Annotated in this window: 15 protein-coding genes and 1 tRNA gene; 5 read left to right on the forward strand and 11 right to left on the reverse strand. The window is 51.9% G+C overall.

The window, feature by feature from the left end:
- The first annotated feature begins 648 nt into the window (after positions 1–648).
- Both ACTQ34_RS15330 and ACTQ34_RS15335 read left to right on the forward strand, forming a co-directional pair.
- Positions 649–1131 (forward strand): flavodoxin, encoded by a 483-nt coding sequence (locus ACTQ34_RS15330; protein ID WP_441364554.1) that lies wholly within the window; start codon positions 649–651, stop codon positions 1129–1131.
- A 22-nt stretch (positions 1132–1153) separates the two neighbouring features.
- Entirely contained in the window at positions 1154–1588 is a 435-nt protein-coding gene (locus ACTQ34_RS15335) for a hypothetical protein (RefSeq protein WP_441364555.1), read from the forward strand.
- Positions 1589–1716: 128 nt separating this feature from the next.
- On the opposite strand, the gene ACTQ34_RS15340 is transcribed toward ACTQ34_RS15335, so the two are convergent.
- The 9 genes from ACTQ34_RS15340 to ACTQ34_RS15380 form a co-directional block, all read right to left on the reverse strand.
- A complete protein-coding gene (locus tag ACTQ34_RS15340; RefSeq protein ID WP_441364556.1) occupies positions 1717–1974 on the reverse strand; it encodes a helix-turn-helix domain-containing protein in 258 nt (85 codons plus the stop codon).
- A complete protein-coding gene (locus tag ACTQ34_RS15345) occupies positions 1971–3806 on the reverse strand; it encodes a type IV secretory system conjugative DNA transfer family protein (RefSeq protein WP_441364568.1) in 1836 nt (611 codons plus the stop codon). The genes ACTQ34_RS15340 and ACTQ34_RS15345 overlap by 4 nt, the downstream gene beginning before the upstream one ends.
- Positions 3803–4726 (reverse strand): DUF3991 and toprim domain-containing protein, encoded by a 924-nt coding sequence (locus tag ACTQ34_RS15350; protein WP_441364557.1) that lies wholly within the window; start codon positions 4724–4726, stop codon positions 3803–3805. Before ACTQ34_RS15350 ends, ACTQ34_RS15345 begins: the two co-directional genes overlap by 4 nt.
- Before the next feature lie 12 nt (positions 4727–4738).
- A complete protein-coding gene (gene mobL, locus ACTQ34_RS15355) occupies positions 4739–7141 on the reverse strand; it encodes a relaxase MobL (RefSeq protein WP_441364558.1) in 2403 nt (800 codons plus the stop codon).
- A complete protein-coding gene (locus tag ACTQ34_RS15360; protein WP_441364559.1) occupies positions 7134–8123 on the reverse strand; it encodes a DUF4314 domain-containing protein in 990 nt (329 codons plus the stop codon). Before ACTQ34_RS15360 ends, mobL begins: the two co-directional genes overlap by 8 nt.
- A 1-nt stretch (position 8124) precedes the next feature.
- A complete protein-coding gene (locus ACTQ34_RS15365) occupies positions 8125–8616 on the reverse strand; it encodes a hypothetical protein (protein ID WP_441364560.1) in 492 nt (163 codons plus the stop codon).
- A 161-nt stretch (positions 8617–8777) separates the two neighbouring features.
- Positions 8778–9890: an antirestriction protein ArdA gene (locus ACTQ34_RS15370; protein ID WP_441364561.1), complete on the reverse strand. Its 1113-nt coding sequence runs from the start codon at positions 9888–9890 to the stop codon at positions 8778–8780.
- Complete coding sequence (locus tag ACTQ34_RS15375) at positions 9887–11086, reverse strand: antirestriction protein ArdA (protein WP_441364562.1); 1200 nt, start codon at positions 11084–11086, stop codon at positions 9887–9889. Before ACTQ34_RS15375 ends, ACTQ34_RS15370 begins: the two co-directional genes overlap by 4 nt.
- On the reverse strand, positions 11083–11781 hold the full coding sequence (locus ACTQ34_RS15380) for a hypothetical protein (RefSeq protein WP_441364563.1): 699 nt from the start codon (positions 11779–11781) through the stop codon (positions 11083–11085). The genes ACTQ34_RS15375 and ACTQ34_RS15380 overlap by 4 nt, the downstream gene beginning before the upstream one ends.
- 252 nt (positions 11782–12033) lie before the next feature.
- On the opposite strand from ACTQ34_RS15380, the gene ACTQ34_RS15385 reads away from it, so the two are divergent.
- Entirely contained in the window at positions 12034–13215 is a 1182-nt protein-coding gene (locus ACTQ34_RS15385; RefSeq protein WP_441364564.1) for an IS110 family transposase, read from the forward strand.
- A gap of 188 nt (positions 13216–13403) precedes the next feature.
- Here the strand turns inward: ACTQ34_RS15385 and ACTQ34_RS15390 are convergent, their stop codons facing one another.
- Together ACTQ34_RS15390 and ACTQ34_RS15395 are read right to left on the reverse strand one after the other, a co-directional pair.
- Complete coding sequence (locus ACTQ34_RS15390; protein ID WP_441364565.1) at positions 13404–14093, reverse strand: hypothetical protein; 690 nt, start codon at positions 14091–14093, stop codon at positions 13404–13406.
- Between the two features lie 84 nt (positions 14094–14177).
- The gene (locus ACTQ34_RS15395) at positions 14178–14738 is read right to left on the reverse strand and encodes a helix-turn-helix domain-containing protein (protein ID WP_441364566.1); all 561 of its coding nucleotides are present in this window, start codon (positions 14736–14738) and stop codon (positions 14178–14180) included.
- Between the two features lie 405 nt (positions 14739–15143).
- Between ACTQ34_RS15395 and ACTQ34_RS15400 the strand changes: the two genes are divergently transcribed.
- Together ACTQ34_RS15400 and ACTQ34_RS15405 are read left to right on the forward strand one after the other, a co-directional pair.
- Positions 15144–15279: transfer RNA gene (locus ACTQ34_RS15400), tRNA-Ser, on the forward strand.
- 305 nt (positions 15280–15584) lie between these two features.
- Positions 15585–16328: a DUF3879 family protein gene (locus ACTQ34_RS15405; RefSeq protein WP_441364567.1), complete on the forward strand. Its 744-nt coding sequence runs from the start codon at positions 15585–15587 to the stop codon at positions 16326–16328.
- Positions 16329–16463 lie beyond the last annotated feature (135 nt).

Raw genomic sequence — 16463 nt, forward strand, 5'->3', positions numbered from 1 at the left:
TCCTTAAATTCTTTGCTGTAACGTTTCATTGCGATCCCCTCCGTCTCTGTTCGTTCAGTTTAACAGATTTTTGGGGAATTTGCGACTGCACTTACAGGGTACTACTCCAGCCCCTATTGGCACCGATGCGAGCATTAGGCCCCCAGGGCACTCACTCTTGCAAAAGGCCCTCATCTTTCCGGGTACTCAAAAGGTGAGCATTTGGTACTTGGGAAAAACATTGCTCACGACATGAAATCTGGTGCTGAAGGTGCTCACTTTTTTGGGGCCCTTTTGCTCACATTTTCGTTTGACAAACACATGCACAGGCATTTAATCTCAATATCACCCAAGGCTTTTATGTGTATCACTATTTGGAAGTGCTTACATGGATAATCGGTGTATTGCTCTTACGAAGAAAAACGAAAGAGTATGCTATCGAAATTGGCTTATCTATTATGGTTGCATTCGTTTATCAAGTTGTTATGCCTCATTGGGGATAAAGCCAAATTTCCTTTTATTGAGCAAGAGGAGGTACTGTTATTCATCCCATTTGATGAAAACGGCATTGCCGCAGAATGCGCCGAAGGGTACCGTCCTGGCGGTTGAGATTATTAGGATGTAGCTGTTCGGTAATAAAAAATAGAGAAAGCTATGGAGGAGACACATATGAGCAAGAAATTAGTCGCATATTTTTCTGCATCCGGTGTTACAGCCAAGGTCGCTGAGACCCTTGCGGATGCTATTGGTGCAAACATTTACGAAATTAAGCCAGAGACTCCATATAGCAAGGCAGATCTTGATTGGACTGTCAAGACTTCCCGCAGCACTATCGAGATGAACGACAAGACATTCCGTCCTGCCATAGCTGATAAAGATGCACGTATTGAGGACTACGACACTATCTTTGTCGGTTTCCCAATTTGGTGGTATGTGGCACCTACTATCATCAACACCTTCCTGGAGTGCTACGATTTCTCCGGCAAGAAAATCGTCCTGTTTGCGACCTCTGGCGGCAGCGGCTTTGGTAATACCGTTGAGGAACTGAAAAACAGTGTGTCCGATACCACCCAGTTGATTGAGGGTGGATTATTGAATGGAAAGCAGACCTACCAGAGTGTTTCGTCTTGGGTAGACAATCTGGACTTGTAATCAGAGGTGAAGGAAGTGCGGTATGAACAATCTAAACAATAATCAATACAACGATATCATTGATCTGCCGCACCATGTTTCGGCCACCCGGCCGCGAATGTCCATGATCGACCGTGCGGCTCAGTTCAGTCCCTTTGCGGCTCTCACCGGGTATGATGCCGCCATCAAGGAAACGGGCCGCTTGACCGACCAACGTATTGAACTGTCGGAGGACAGCCGTGCCGCTCTGGACAGGAAGCAACAGCTTCTGGTGGGGTGCCTTGCTGATCATCCGGAAGTGTCCGTAACCTACTTCATTCCAGACGAAAGAAAATCGGGCGGCGCATATGTCACTGTCACCGGCATTGTGAAGAAGGTTGATGACTACCAGCGACTCCTTCTCCTGACCGACGGCACCAAGATCCCACTCGACGATATTCTGGATCTGGAAAGCGAGATGTTTCATAGATTGGAATAAAGTCTCTTTCTCTGATTTAAATCTCAGATAGAGTGAGTCCTTCTGGGTGGTTCATCTTGAACCCCTCCTCGGTTCATCAAATAGGCGCAGCCTCCCCTTGGCGGAGAGGCTGCGTTTTTGCGCTTGTGTCACTGGATTGAGTAGAGATTGGAGGTACTGCTCCCGTTCTCTCGATAGCGGGGCTGTTTTTTCAGGTATCCGGCCTTCTCCAGATCGGCCAGTGCCCGCTTGACTGTGGAGCGGGACAGCTTCATATCTGACGCAATCGTCTTGATACCGGGCCAGCATTTGCCCTCAGTATCGGACCTGTCGCGCAGATACATATAAACTGCCCGCGCTCTGGAAGGCAGTTCAGTGTCGGTATATATTGTTCCGAAATAACTCATAGATCCTCCTCTGCGTAAGTTTTCATCTGATTGCCTTTCTTTCTGGACTTCTCCTGCGCAGGTGTATGAGCAATACCGCCATGGCCGGATACCGGATAGGCCCGTCGCTCGTCAATTTCCTCGGCCTTGCTGGACTGAGGCAGATTCCGTTCCAAGTCCACCCGGTTGGCGTAGGCGACTGTACGATTGGCCCGCTCCGGCACAGTGTAAGGCTCCTCAAAGGTGATGCCCCAGTCGAGGAAAAGCCGTAGGCGGGTACGCATGGGATGGGTGCCGGTTTTCATGACGATAAAGCTCCCCTTGGGGATGGACTTCAGCTCATCCGGTGTCAGCAACGCACGCTCCATCATCTGCAGGCTCTGGCTGGGGTCATTTTTGCCTCGGCTCACAGAACCGGACAGGACGGTGCGGCTTCCGAGGGCTTTGGAGAGGGTTTCCGCAGTCTGGCTGTTGGGCGCGAAGCCACCGAAAATCGTGTCCTGGCAGTTATCCTGAATGATTTCGCAGCCTTCACGACCGTAATTCTTTTCAAGCTGCGCCAGGGACTGGATGATGGGTACCAGCGTCAGGCGGCGGGAACGGCCTGCGGAGAACAGGGGCAGGATATCAAAGGACGGCATGGTACCGAACTCGTCACAGAACAGCACCACACGATTCTTCAGCTTGCCGCCATTTTCGTCTGCCACAGCAAACAGCTCCCGGCTTAAATTCTGGATCATGAGTCCGGCCATGAAGTTCTTGGTGGTATCTTCTTCCGGCAGGATGAGGAAGATAGCAGTCTTCTCAGTGGCAAACTTCTCGGCATCGATGGCACTGTCAAAACACAGCACCTGTTCCAGCTCAGAATCCAGGAATGCGTTAAGCCGGGACAGCACGGTAGACATGACAGAGGCCATGGCCTGCTCCGCACTGTTGAGGGCAGCTCCGGCAAACCACTTGGCCTTGTGGTCAGACGGGAGCTTCGCCATCAGAAGCTGGAAGTGGCTCTTTCCCTTGACTTTGCTGGGTTCCAGAAGATCCTGTATCAGCTTGAACACAGAGACGATGTGGCGGCGGTCCTGGGGGTGCTTTTCATCGGGCGGCAGGAACTCGGCCAGCATCAGGATAACCGAGGTGAGAAGGCCCTCTGCGGCATCGTAAAAGAAGGCGTTCTGACCATGATTGCTGTCATCGCCATCCGGGTTGACAATGGTTTTGGCGAGGATCTTCGCATACTTCTCGGCCTTCGCACGAGCTGCCAGATTCTTCGGGTCGTTCCGGGCAATATCCATATAGCGGTTGACCAGTGTCAGCAGATTATTACCGTCTGACCGGGTAGGATTACGGAGGTCGATGACGGAGACATTGTAACCGTAGTATTTCTGGGCTATCGTTCCATAGTTTCTGGCGAGATCGCCCTTACTGTCCAACGCCAGCCAGCTCATGCCGCTGGCACAGGCATACTCGAGGTTGGGATAGAGAAAGTAGGCCGTTTTTCCGATACCGCTTGCCCCGATCATCAGGCAGTGAATATCGTCGCTGTCTACCAGTGCAGTCAGCTCACCTTTCTTTCCCTTACATCCCAAAACCAGTCCCTGCTCTGTGGGACGGGTCCCGCCCTTTCGCCATTCCTTGACCTTGAACGGCACATGGGTATAGGTCTGCTTGATCTCTTTGTCGGTGGCCCACCGGGCAGTTCCGTGCTGACCATCGCCAACGGTTCGTGACTTGATACCATTGAGGGTGTAATGGTGGGACAGCATGGCAAGGCCACCGATGACCAATACCATAATCCCACCAATGCCAATGAGCATGGCTACATTTGATGCCCGGATGGTATCAATATAATTCATCCAAAAGTCTGGCACTGTATCATCACCTCATTTCTTTGCTCATTACTTGCGCTCAGGTCATCGTTCCAGTCCTTGTTTTCTGGGATGAGCCTTTCCACGGTGTAGTGCTCTGCCAATTGCGCCTTCATACGCTGGCTGGCCAGATGGCCAGCTTCGTCATTGTCCAGACAGAGCAGAACGGTATCGAGCTGCGGCACCCGTTCCAGCATTTTCAGCACAGGCTGAATGGATGTACCGCAGCAGGCCGTATAGCTGTGCTCCTGCCAGTTCTCTGGATGGAGCGTGATGTAGGAGAGCATATCAATGGGAGCCTCGAACACATAGAGGCTCCCATCTTTGCCGATATGGTGAAAGCTGTGCCGGGGATCGCTGCCCTCCACATTCAGCCGGAATGCTTTCCCGTAGCTGTTGGCACTCCGTTTGTGTGCATGACGGGGTACGCCCTCCTCATCTGTACCAACAAATACGGCATTGTGGTAATCAGCATCTTCGTACAGGAACTTCTCCCTGGCGAAGTGTGCGATCACGCTCCGGTCAATGCCCCGGTGCTTGACCAAATAGGCATAGACCCGGCGCATATCCTTATTGGCAGGTGGCAGCACGAAAGGCTTGGGCGGCTCTTCCACCCGTTCTCCGGCAGGGGGATAGACCGTTCCCATCTCACCGCCCAGGAGCATGGTTACAGCATCGGGATAGCTGAGGCCATAAAACTTCTGGACAAAGCTGACGGCATGACCGCCGCGCTCCTCGGCGTGATCGTACCACTCGTTGCCTCGGACGGTAACGCTGTGGTCGCTGGCCAGCCGCTTCTCTCTGCCAGAGGTGATCAGCTTCTCTCCACGGCACCGGAGGAATTCCTCCAAGTCCACTGCGGCGGCACGCTGCTTCTGTTCTTCTGTGAAATGAATATAGCTTGACATGGTTTCCTCCTTTTACATGGTCTGCTGAATCTGCACCTGCTCCTCATGATCGTCAGCCTTGTGGCCCATAGCCATGCGTTTTTCCGTCAGACGCCTGCGGCGTTTAGAGTCGATGCGCATACCTGCTGGATTACGGGGCGGCACGGAATTGTCCCGGAATATCCGGCCCATGTGGTGGAGCAGCTTGGTCGCTGCCAGCATCACGGATGGATCACGGAACTGGTCGAAGCGGTCAAGGAAAAACTTCGCGTACTCGTTGCCCTGGGCGGCGGAGCGTGTCAGCCATTCCTTGGCCTGCTCACGATCCTGCTTCACATCATGGCCCAGGAGGTACAGCTTACCCAGGGTGTATTGGGCAAACTGATTTCCTTGTTCTGCGGAGGCGGTCAGATATCCCAGCGCTTTCTCTACATCCTTTGGTACGGACTCGCCGGTGAGATAGATTTTGCCAAGACGGTACCGGGCGAATTGATTGCCGTGGTCCGCAGCCTTGCCCAGCCATTGCATTGCTTCTTCTGTATGCTCTTGGTTGAGGAGTAATTTCCCGAGTGCGTATTCTGAAAAATCATTTCCAGCCTCTGCGGATAACCGGAACCACATTTCCGCTTTCGCATGATCACGCAAGGTGGAGAGGTCATCCCGATAAAACTTACCCAACTGATGTGCCGCAACGGTATATCCCTCTGACCAAAGCTGCTCCAGCTCCTTGACCGCTTCCGCGTGTTCCTCATCCAACGCATAGATATCCTGAAGCACCGCTTTGGCGGCACGGTAACGCTGCACCTGTTCGTACACGCGGTAGGACTGATGCTCGTTATGCGGTTTCTCCGGTTCAGGATCATCCCGCATCTTCGCGTCCTCAAAAGTTAGGAGGCCGAGACGAATGTTCTCGGCCTCCCGGATAATGTCGTTCTTGATTTTGCGGAACTCTTTCCGCTGTGAGAGCGGCAGCCGCTCCCATGGTACGCTGTTGCCGTAGCACCCGTTCAGTTCCTCCCGGATCTGATTCCACACCTCATAGCACTCGGCCACTTCCGGCAGCTTCGCCAACTCGTCCACGATGCTATCCACCAACAGCTTCAGCGGCTTTTTCAGATAACCGTACTGCTTTTTCCCGGTAGTGGTTTCCAGCGCCTGCACGAGTCTCTGCATATTCTCCTCGATGACCGGGTTGTCACAGATGTGGTGTTCCATCTCACGGATGAGTTCCCGCATGGCCTCCTGCGCCGCCTCGGTCAATTCTTTGTACGCAATATCCTTTCGCACATAGATTTGATTCATCTCATCACGGAAGATGGTGTTGGTCAGTTTGGAACGCATGGACGCAATTCCATCCTTAGCTTCCGCGATGATATCTCTGCCATAGTAGAAGAGGTCAACATGTTTCTTCAGTAAGGGCAAAGACTGCTCATCCACAATGAAGCGAAGCTCCTCCGTGGCGACTTCCTCCGGTGTGTGCTGGTCGGGTTCGTACAGATAATCGTCCAGATTCTCTGCGATATAGGTGGCGGCGTGGATGCTGTGGCAGTCGGAGGCATGGAGGACAGCTTTCAGCTTGGTCAACTCAGACCGTTTTGTCCGGTACTGGATGGCCTGAGCCAATTCGTTCAGTTCATGAATACCGTCACAGTCCAGCTCATCCAGAATGTGCGGCACGGCGCTGTCTTCTGCCTGGAAGACCACCTCATCCCAGGATGCGGCACCGCAGGCATTCAGTGCGTCAGCCAGTTCGTCCGGTGTGGCAGGAAGCGTCAGAGGTACCAGCTTCTCCGGTTGGTCGTTGGTTTCAAAAGGGTATCTTCCGATGTGCAGTCGGAAGGCATAGTCCGGCTTCTTGGGTATGAGGGTCAGCGTGTCATAGACCTGCTTCAGGTCGGTGTGCTGGGCAACATAGCCCCGATTGACCAGAATGCCGCCATCCTCGAAGCGCATCTTTTCTCCCAGCTTGTCAAAGTCCAGCAGTTGGAATACACTGTCGGGCAGTTCATTCAGCTCCGGCATGAAGTCATTCTCTGCGTAGAACTCACCAAGCTGGGCATCAGTGGTTACGCCCTCGACCACATGGCAGCAATCGGTGCTGTAGGCAAGGTCGATCATGGTGGAGATGGAGATCGGACCATATTTCTTGTCGACCTCCATATTGAAAAGACCCTCGAAGGCAATTTTGTCACGGCTATCCAGCTGACCAAGCCGGGTCGCCAGAGCGTTGAGCTGATACAGGTCACATTCATTGGTTAGCTGGACATGGAGGAATTGGAAGCTCGTATGCTCGATGAACTCCCATCCGGGCTTATCACCCGGCTTTATCTGAAGGCGTTCAAGCGCATCCAGAAGTTCATAATCGGTCGCGGGGAGATCAAGCTCACAGTATCTGCTCTTGCCGCCGGACAATTCAACCCGGAATACCTTATCCAAGGGTCATCCCTCCCATCTGGTGGGGATCATAGTCCTCCAGATACTTGGCGGGGTCAGCACCGGGGACATCCCAGCCGCACATACTGCCGACCTCCATGGCTTTCCGCTGCCACATGGTGACACCGAGCTGCTCGTTCAGCTGGTCCGCCAGCTCCACATTCTGCTCTTTGTCGCCGGTGTCCCAGTCGGAGGGATAGTAGCCTGTTTCCCCCCGCTTGATGCAGATGAGATCACCTGTGGTCAGCAGCGTGGAGAAACACATCTCCGGCAGTCCTTCCGCAACCTTGGGGCCAAAGCATTCCTCCTCGGTTTTGATGTCCCAATTGTTATCCCAGTTCCACAGGTGGACATACAGGTCGCCGTCACCGATGTCGATCTCTCGCTGCTCAAAGCCCTCGCCCCAGCCATCCGACGCCTGGCCGGTGATATACTCCTTCAGAGTAGACAGTTCTTCCGGGGTGAGCGTACCGACCACACGGCATTCCGCCACGCCCCAGAGCTGACCATCCCGTTCCTCTGTGGTGAATACCACGGACTTGACCTTGTCGTCGACGCTGTCGTTTTGGCCATACCAGTGCATGATGCCGCGTTCTGCTTCCTCCGGCATTCGATTCTTGACCAGCGCCGCCAGTATGTCGCTTTGGTGGGACAGGAGTTCCCGGCCATCCAGAGGATAGCTCTCGTCCTCCATATCGCCGTATTCGTTGTAGTAGAAGGCGTCTGCTGTCAGGGGCATATACAGCTTCATGGTGGTGGGTTCAGGCGGCGTTACGGTGAAGCTGTCCTCACCGATGACCAGTCCCAGCGTTCTTCCGTTGTCCCACTTCATGTGAAATGTTCCGGCGTCATCGATGTAGTCCAGCGTGCCCATGGTGCCGGGAGGGACCGGCGCGTAGGGGCCTTTCATCTCTCTGAGCTTGACTCTGGAGCCTGCGGGATACTGTTCCCGAAGAAACTCCAGCCATTCTCTGGGGATAGACATTTTACATACCTCCCATCTGCATGCCCCGATCAGGCTGCTCAGTCTGGTTCATTTCCTGCACCTGTTTGTCAAAGCAGGTCAGGTACGCCTGATAATCTCCCGGCGAAGGATTGCACCGCAGGCAGTAGCGGTAGTTCTCCGTTTCCACGATATAGCCGTAGTTTTGCACCCAGCCGCCGCTGATCTCACCGCCGTGTCCGCGGCAATAGCCGGTCATGGCAGCGAAGTTCTTGAGGACACCCTTCCGCAGTTCGTCCACCACTTCTTGGAGCTCCGCCTTGAACTCCGGAGAATTCAGTTCAGCCGGACCACGGGGATGCCAGCTATGCCAGAACTCACTGCCGCTGCGGCCAAAGTCCATGCGGACATGGCCGATGGCTCCCAGCGCCTCATCCTGCTCGGGCTGCAACGCATAGAAAAGGCCCGCTTCCTCAGAAGAAGCGGGCCTGATCTCGAACTTGACGTTATTGGGTACGGTTTTGCTTTTCTGCATTGGTTATCACCTCTTTTTTATGGTATGGCTACACAACATACCACAGCTCAGTGGAAATAGCTATGACCAAAAGCTCCGTTTCTGGAGAAGTGGAGATAGCCTGCGACAGCAGCGCCAGCCGCTGCCAAAGATGCCAGAGTGATGATGACTTTCTTCTTCATTCACATTCCTCCCATCTGCATAGCTTGGGTTTCTTCAGGAAAAGGGTGGCTACACCGGCGGATAAGGCCGAATTCCGTTTGCCGGACGCCATCTTCCACCATGGAATCTTCTCCGAACTTCTCGAAGTCCATATACCCGTCGATGGTGTCAATCAGTTCATCATCGGCGCCGATCCGGCGCAGAACGGATTGACCGTATTCGTAGGTACCCTCGGTGATACGCTCGTAGTCATCCAGATTGATGGCAAAGCGGAGGGCATCCGATATGGTTTCCGGCTGTTCCACGGAGAGGACTGCCAGGAACTTCAGCATCTCGCCGTCCCTTTGCCAGAACTCCTCAATGCCCAACGCCAGCTCATTGGCATCCTCAACACAGATGCAGTCCTTGGGGATCAAATCATCCATATAGGGCTTCCCGAATTCCACCCTCGTGATGGTGGCCTGGGTGAAATGCTCTATTCCCAGCCGCTCCTTGGCCTGGTTCAGTTCTTCTTCCTCCGCGGGAAGCACAAGACGGCATTCTGCCTGCTTGGTAGCCAGATGGAGCGTGATCAAGGCATTTCTCCGTTCCTGTCCCTGCTCCAAGGAGCTTTTTCGCCGGACATATCCTCCGGGACCGTATGCGCCGCCGTTTTCGGCGTAATATTCTGCGCCGATGGCACGGTAGTCCAGATAGGGCTGAACATTTTCGGGAAAGTTCTTGTATCCGGTATCCACCAGAATGCGCCCCAGTTCAGTGTCGGTCTTGACATTGGGCAGGATGATATAGTCGCCCAGCCGCTTGGAGATTTTCAGAACATCGTCCAGACCGTTGATGCTTTCCGCATCCAGCGCACCGGCGAAGATATCCCACTCCCGGTTATCCATCCGCTCGATGGCCTCAGCCAGTTCATTCAGCTTTTTCATCTGTTCAGGATCGTGGATATCAGCACGGAGGATATACTGTCCAAGGGTAGGAACGGGACTGTTCACACCAGCGATCCGTACAGCAGAAGGATCAACACCAATCCGCTCAAACCAGGAGAACGCTTCGCTCACTTCGGCGGGAGTAGCAGGCAAATCAAGGACAACACCCTCATTTGCGCTTTTGTTGGAGAGTTTCAGCCGTATCATGCCATGCCTCCCATCTGAAAGCCCTGTTCCTCCTGATAGGCTTCGGCAGGATCTTCCATCATCAGTTCCTCCAGACTCATCGTGCCGTGGTAAGAGACATAACCTCTGTCGGTGAACATACCGGATTCCTGCTCCATGCGCTGAATACCGTACTTCTCATAGTCGTAGAATCCTTCCAGATTCTCGTCATACTCGAAGTGGCCGGATTCCTGGATCATGTACCTGCCATACTCTGCGGGAGTGTGTGCGCCGGGAGCGAATTCGAACTGATCCAGGTTTTCCGCCAGATGACGAATCTGGCTGGCGGACTCCGGCTCGGCCATTTCCACCACAGCGCCCAGCTTTTTCTGTTCCTTCTCAGAGAACCTGCTTACCGCCAATGCGAGATCGTTCAGCTCATAAATGCTTTCCTGCTGAAAATCCAGAGCCGCATCGATCTCCGTGGGGAAGGTACTTTCACTGAAGCGAAAACACATATCTCCAGGGTCCGCAATACCGGAGCGAAGCCATGCATGGTCGATCTGCTCATGGGACGCAGGGAGGTACAGCCATGTGACCTTTGGGGTGTCCTCCGGTTCCAGCCGGGAGGTCAGGGCGACAGTCAGCAAATCTGCATCGTAGTGATAACAGGGCAGGTGCTTTCCATCATAGAGCTGCTCCAGTTTCATGCCGTTGTTGTAGACCACCCCATAAGGCGTGACCTCTCCGGCACAGCTGTCGATAAGCAAACGGGCGGTTTCAGCGCCGTCCAGATCCTCCAGTTCCTGCGTACTGGCACAGCCACCATGGAGGTTCATGTAGTGGTCACGGCCAATGGCTTCCAAATCAGAGAAGTCCGTGATGACGGTGGCCTGCTGGCAGCAAAATGTGAGGTTGATGAGGTCTTTCAGCTCAAACAATTCCAGCTTGTGTGCCATTGCCTGAAACTGTGCCGCCTCGCCAACATCAAAGCTGTCCAGCCGTTTGGCCAGATAGTCCAACTCATCAATGTTGACTTTGAGCATTTCCACGCGCTTTAAGACGGGAAATGCGCTGCTGATCTCCATGACCTTGCAATCCCGCTTGGTGGCATTACCGATCCCCAGCTTCTCCAGCAGTTCGATACAGTCATCATATTGATCCTGTGCCAGAGGGAATGGAATGGTCACAACACCATATTCCGGGTGATCGGCGTTGCTCAATACTGCTTCCATCATTGTTTGATATCACCTGTCTTTCTTTCAAAACTCAAAATCGCATCACCGTACTTGGCCAGAAGCAGAGCGCAAATGATCAGTTGGAACGCCTCATCTGTGACCAGTTCCGGGGATGCGAGATCGGCTGTGGTAATGTTGCGGCTGCCAATGGAGATAGCCTTTGCCGCCTGATAGACGCTGTACAGCTCCGGCTGGATGCCGGAGAGCCGGACTGACTGGAAGTCAAATCCGCTGCTGTCAAACAACCAGATGACTCTGCGCCAGATGTCCTCATAGGAGGTGAGCAGGAACAATGCCGCCTTGTTGCGGTCGGACATTCGGTAATAGCGGTCGCGCCAGTGCTTCCAGCGTTTCCAATGGGTATCGCCCAGGAAGAAGCTGACGGAGTGTTGACTGAAATGCTCCTGCAGGCGGTGCTGGAGCTGTGGCCCCATCTCAGAGCAGAAGCAGTCCCGCACAAACTCGGTCAGGTCAAGGGCTCCTGCTTCGATCCGTTCTTCCAGGCAGATGCATTGGTTCAGAGGGCAGGGGTGCTTACGGTCATATTCCGTGCAGTATGGGCATTCCACATCCTTGGGTTTATATCTGAAACCGGGATGGTACAGGCCGTGGCCTCTGGGCCTGAAGTGGGGTGGGGTCATCATCTGCTGTTCCATCTGGCACAGAGGGGTATCCCGCATAAAGTAGCGTGTCATGGTTGATAGACTCCTTGTATTATAGAGTAGTAGTTTTTAGAGCCCCTCTCCAAGGGCTGTGCTACACTGTAAAGGATGCTGTGGATTGGTTCATGCCTCCTACCGCCAGACGGTTCCAGAAAGGCTCCAACCACAGTCCTTTACGGTATTGTTAATCAGTTAGATACCGCCAGACGGTTTATGTTGAACAAGGTTACAAGAGTAAAGTGTCCTGTGGATCCAGCATCAAATAAACATATCGGGGGTATCGTTATGATCTGTGTGGGTATTGACGTTGCAAAGGACAAGCATGATTGCTTTATCCTCAGTTCGGAGGGCGGAGTCCTGGCAGATGTATTCACCATCCCAAACAACGCAGAAGGCTTTGATACGCTTCTGCAAACTATTCTCCGCTGTACCCGTCCAGCAGACAACATAAAAGTAGGGCTTGAGGCTACCGGACATTACAGCTACAATATTCTCGGATTTTTGCTTGACAAAGGTCTGGCCACCTACGTCATCAATCCGCTGCACACCAACCTTTATCGAAAAAGCCTTAGCCTCCGAAAAACGAAGACAGACCGAGTCGATGCGCGAACCATTGCAACTATGCTCATGTCTGATGTGGACCTCAAGTCCTACACAGACACAGCATACCACAACGAAGAATTAAAATCACTCACAAGATACAGATTTGACAAGGTCAGGGAACGCGCTAAACTGAAAACTTCAATCTCTCGTTTGGTGACTATTCTGTTTCCTGAACTGGAAAAGCTGGTTCCTTCTCTACATATGGTATCTGTTTACGCACTTCTCAGCGAGTTCCCTGGTGCCAAACAGATTGCTGCAGCGCATCTAACTCACCTAAAGGCTCTCTTGAAGGATGCGTCTAAAGGGCGCTACAGACGGGATATGGCAGTGAAAGTCCGGGATACCGCCAGGTATTCCATTGGCTCTGATATGCCTGCTAAATCTCTTGAACTACAGCACACAATTCGCCTGATCCGAGAGCTGGATTCCGAGATTGAGGACATTGAGGTTGCCATCCAAGCCATAATGGAAGAAATGCAATCTCCCATTACAACCATCCCGGGAATCGGCTTCCGTATGGGCGCTATGATCCTGGCTGAAATCGGTGACTTTTCTCGTTTTGACTCGCCAGACAAGATTCTTGCTTATGCCGGTATGTCACCGTCCACCTACCAATCCGGGCAACTCTCGCTATCTGGAGCATACTCACATATGGAAAAGCGTGGTTCCAGGTATTTGCGCTACGCTCTCTACAATGCTACCAAATACGTCTGCCTGTGGGATCCAACCTTCGGGGCCTACCTCGCTAAGAAACGTGCAGAAGGAAAACACTACAATGTTGCGCTTTCTCATGCTGCCAAGAAGCTGGTCCGGTTAATCTATGCCTTAGAGAAGTCCAGGCAGCCCTATAACAGCGTCGCGTAACTTTTTTACTCTCATAAAAGCTCAGTCAGGCGTCCTAACGGACGTCAGCTTTGCTATGCCTTTTTGAACCGTCTCCAGTTTCTTGCATTCTGTATATTCAAGCTTGACTTTTAATAGTTAGTCTTTCGGTTAAAACAAAAAAAGCGCCGGAGTCTTATTCCTAAAACTCTGGCGCTTGTCGTTGGTTGTTATATGGTCTGTTCCTGGCTGTAGGGTTCCACAGTATGCTGATCCTGCTCTCTGATGCGGTCCATGATATCGGGCATTCCGTTCTCAATCTGCTCCTGGACACTCTTGATGCATTTTTCCTGTTCGTAGGTCAGGTCGAAACCTGCGTCCAGCGTGTCGGCACAGCATCGGTAGATTTCAATGAGCTGCTCATCCTTAAAAATCCGCTGTTCAGAAATGAGCCTGGAACGGGTGGCAAAGTCCTGCTTGGCACTATCATAATTTCCGTTGAAATAGTGACCGAAACATACGCCCTTGCGGTCATAGTCCCAGTCCCAGGTAACGAACTGGACGCCGTACTTGCTGTGGGTTCCGGCAAGCACGGTGCCGTTGAAGTCTGCCAGCACCTTGTAGCTGTCCTCCAAACCACTGGCCTTCAAAGGAGGTGCCTGCTCCATCTGCCGCATATACTCGGCGGTGGTGCAGACGATCTTGTAGGCTTTGTCCTTTGCGGCAACATACTCTGGGGTGGGGATATTATCGCTGCGGTAGGTGATACCACCGATCTGGTCCACCTCACAGATGGGGTGGTCATCCAGCCAGACTCCAAGTCTTCCACCGACGCTCGGTTTGATTCTGAAGCCTTCACGCCGAAGAGCGATGGCGGTTTCCTGGAAATACCTTTCCTTTTCCTCTGTGCTAATACTCATTTATTTATCCTCCTTTTTGCCTGTTTCGAAAATGAAAAAGCACCAATCTGATGGCCTGGTATGGCCGTCAAATTGGCGTCTGATTTACTGTTTTTCCAAGTACCTTCTTGCAATCTGTCGATTGGTATTGGACAGCCTGTTGGGATTCCGGATGGTATATTCCGAAATGAACTCCACAAGCCACTTTTTTGCTATGATCTGCGTCCGGTCTGGCAGCGTTGTATTCTGCAGTTTCTGGCAAGCCATCCACTGACCAATTGTGCTTGGACTGTATCCAATCAGTGGCCGGATATCCTTTGGTGTCAGCGCATCCGGCTCCATTGCCCATATTCTGTAGAGAAAGTGCTGAAAGTCATTGATGTCGATTTGGGCGATGGGATTGATGCGCTTGCTTTTGCTATTAAAGAGTCCGACCGGAGCATCAACCGTTTCCGGTGCTGTTTCCAGCATCCGGAGGTAGCTGACTACATCATCGGTTCGGATTTTATAGCGCCGTGTTTTCTTTCCACTGTCTTGGCAAGGGATTCGACCGCTGTCGAGAAGCCATTTTGCTTTGCGTTTGCTAATGTGACAGATACGGTATAACTGGTCGGCGCTGATTATCTCGGGGTAACTCTCATAGAGATAGGAGTAATCTGTTTCCATCGTGTAGTCCTCCGCTTGGGATGTAAGGTTGATAAGCTGTGTCAATGGCAGGCAACCTTCTACATTTTCTCCCTTTGAGGAGTCGGAAACTAAAGTTACTTAAAGGCATATTCGCCTTCCTTACTTCTACGCTTTTTCTACACTTTGCGGAAAGTTTGCGATTTTGAGCATTTTTTCACCTCTCTGCAGATTCCGGAAAACCCTTGCGGAATCGGGCTTTTCAGGTTCCCAGGGATACCCATAATCCCTTAAAAACACCTTGTACATACGATTCGAAATCGAGTAGGTCATTTCGACTTCCGAGCCGGAAAACCCTTGATATTTCGGGACTTTTGGGCTATTCTGATTGTATCGCTCGAGGTGATTTCTACGCTTTTTCTACGCTTTGTGTAGGGAGCGTTTTTGGCGGCGAGTGCAAGTGGCTTGCGATTCCGAGGGGGACTAAAGTTACTCACCGAATCTTACCGGAACCGCACTCCAAATGACTCGAAATCAGTTTGCCGGCAACGGCACGTGGGTTCGAATCCCACCCGCTGCGCCATCTAAACACCTCTACCTGAAATCAAACAAACGGCTGACGTTTGTTTGATTTCAGGTAGAGGTTATTTTTATGCCTCAAACCCTTTTTATGCTAGCGGTTTTAGGCTTTTTCTGTATCTCATACCATTGTGCCTTTAATTATCTATATCGGTAAAACGTATGATTTAGGAAGATTCGAATCCCTGTACTATCAGCCATCTGTTCTTTGCTGCTGTTTTCGCAAATGCATTTTTATATAAATTCTCATTAACTCTTTCTTATATTTGTCGATTATGCTAGCAAGAGCAGTAATGGAGGTGAGTTTTTATGCCGATAACATCCGTTCCCTTTACGCCTTATACCGGTGTGATTGATCCCGGAAGCAAACGATATCAGGCTGCAAAAGCAATGATCGATCAAGGAAAAGCAACAAAATCCGAGACACAGGAAAAGTATAAAGCTAAGTTGGAAGAACTTCGTGCATTGCTCAGAATGCTTGGTAAGGATACCTCCGTTGTAGATGAGATGGCGAAGCTTTATGAGGGCGATGATGAGCTTGCCATCCGAAATATCATGGGACGGCTGGATGAGGACGGAGATCCCTTGAACTGCTATGGAGTGGCAGGTATGGATGTGACAGGAAAGGATCCGTCCGCATGGCAGCAGATCATCGAAATACCGGAGGCTGCACGGCAGGACATGTTTGACACGGCTCTTCGAGAATATATCCGGGATCGTGGCATGGGCAGCGGCGATACAGACCGAACTGCTGTTTTTACCCGTTACCAGTTAAGTGTAAAGAAATCCGATCGGCTCACGGGAACATGGACTTTGGAGCAATATGAGCGGTGCTATAATCGAGCGTTTTATAGCATCGTAAAAGAAGCAAATCCCGATTGGCAGCCGGGTCAGCAATTTGATTCCAGCATTCTCAATGGCATTACGAGAGAAGAAGTGGAACATCGGATTATCCAAACGGGTGTTGGTACATTAAGACTCACAAGTGGAAACGAGATCAATGTGAGAGGCCATCCCAAACTTTGTGTAAACCTCCGATGTGGTGTAGAATAGGAGCACCACATTGGAGGATTTTTATAATGGCTAGAAAGAATCGTACCCCAGAAGAAAACGCACGTCGGGAAAAAATCAGAGAACTGCTGCAGATGGCGAACATAGGCAGCATGGAGGACATCCAGAGCCTGTTCA

This window comes from Agathobaculum sp. LCP25S3_E8 (assembly GCF_052117165.1).
GTDB lineage: Bacteria > Bacillota > Clostridia > Oscillospirales > Butyricicoccaceae > Agathobaculum.

Excerpts from the sequence above, each read along its gene's own strand:
- ACTQ34_RS15335 (WP_441364555.1), top strand. The coding sequence starts at position 1,154 with ATGAACAATCTAAACAATAATCAATACAACGATATCATTGATCTGCCG.
- ACTQ34_RS15380 (WP_441364563.1), bottom strand. The coding sequence starts at position 11,781 with ATGACACGCTACTTTATGCGGGATACCCCTCTGTGCCAGATGGAACAG.
- ACTQ34_RS15390 (WP_441364565.1), bottom strand. The coding sequence starts at position 14,093 with ATGAGTATTAGCACAGAGGAAAAGGAAAGGTATTTCCAGGAAACCGCC.
- ACTQ34_RS15385 (WP_441364564.1), top strand. The coding sequence starts at position 12,034 with ATGATCTGTGTGGGTATTGACGTTGCAAAGGACAAGCATGATTGCTTT.
- ACTQ34_RS15375 (WP_441364562.1), bottom strand. The coding sequence starts at position 11,086 with ATGATGGAAGCAGTATTGAGCAACGCCGATCACCCGGAATATGGTGTT.
- ACTQ34_RS15345 (WP_441364568.1), bottom strand. The coding sequence starts at position 3,806 with ATGAATTATATTGATACCATCCGGGCATCAAATGTAGCCATGCTCATT.
- ACTQ34_RS15360 (WP_441364559.1), bottom strand. The coding sequence starts at position 8,123 with ATGTCTATCCCCAGAGAATGGCTGGAGTTTCTTCGGGAACAGTATCCC.
- ACTQ34_RS15330 (WP_441364554.1), top strand. The coding sequence starts at position 649 with ATGAGCAAGAAATTAGTCGCATATTTTTCTGCATCCGGTGTTACAGCC.
- ACTQ34_RS15405 (WP_441364567.1), top strand. The coding sequence starts at position 15,585 with ATGCCGATAACATCCGTTCCCTTTACGCCTTATACCGGTGTGATTGAT.
- ACTQ34_RS15370 (WP_441364561.1), bottom strand. The coding sequence starts at position 9,890 with ATGATACGGCTGAAACTCTCCAACAAAAGCGCAAATGAGGGTGTTGTC.
- ACTQ34_RS15350 (WP_441364557.1), bottom strand. The coding sequence starts at position 4,726 with ATGTCAAGCTATATTCATTTCACAGAAGAACAGAAGCAGCGTGCCGCC.
- ACTQ34_RS15340 (WP_441364556.1), bottom strand. The coding sequence starts at position 1,974 with ATGAGTTATTTCGGAACAATATATACCGACACTGAACTGCCTTCCAGA.
- ACTQ34_RS15395 (WP_441364566.1), bottom strand. The coding sequence starts at position 14,738 with ATGGAAACAGATTACTCCTATCTCTATGAGAGTTACCCCGAGATAATC.
- ACTQ34_RS15365 (WP_441364560.1), bottom strand. The coding sequence starts at position 8,616 with ATGCAGAAAAGCAAAACCGTACCCAATAACGTCAAGTTCGAGATCAGG.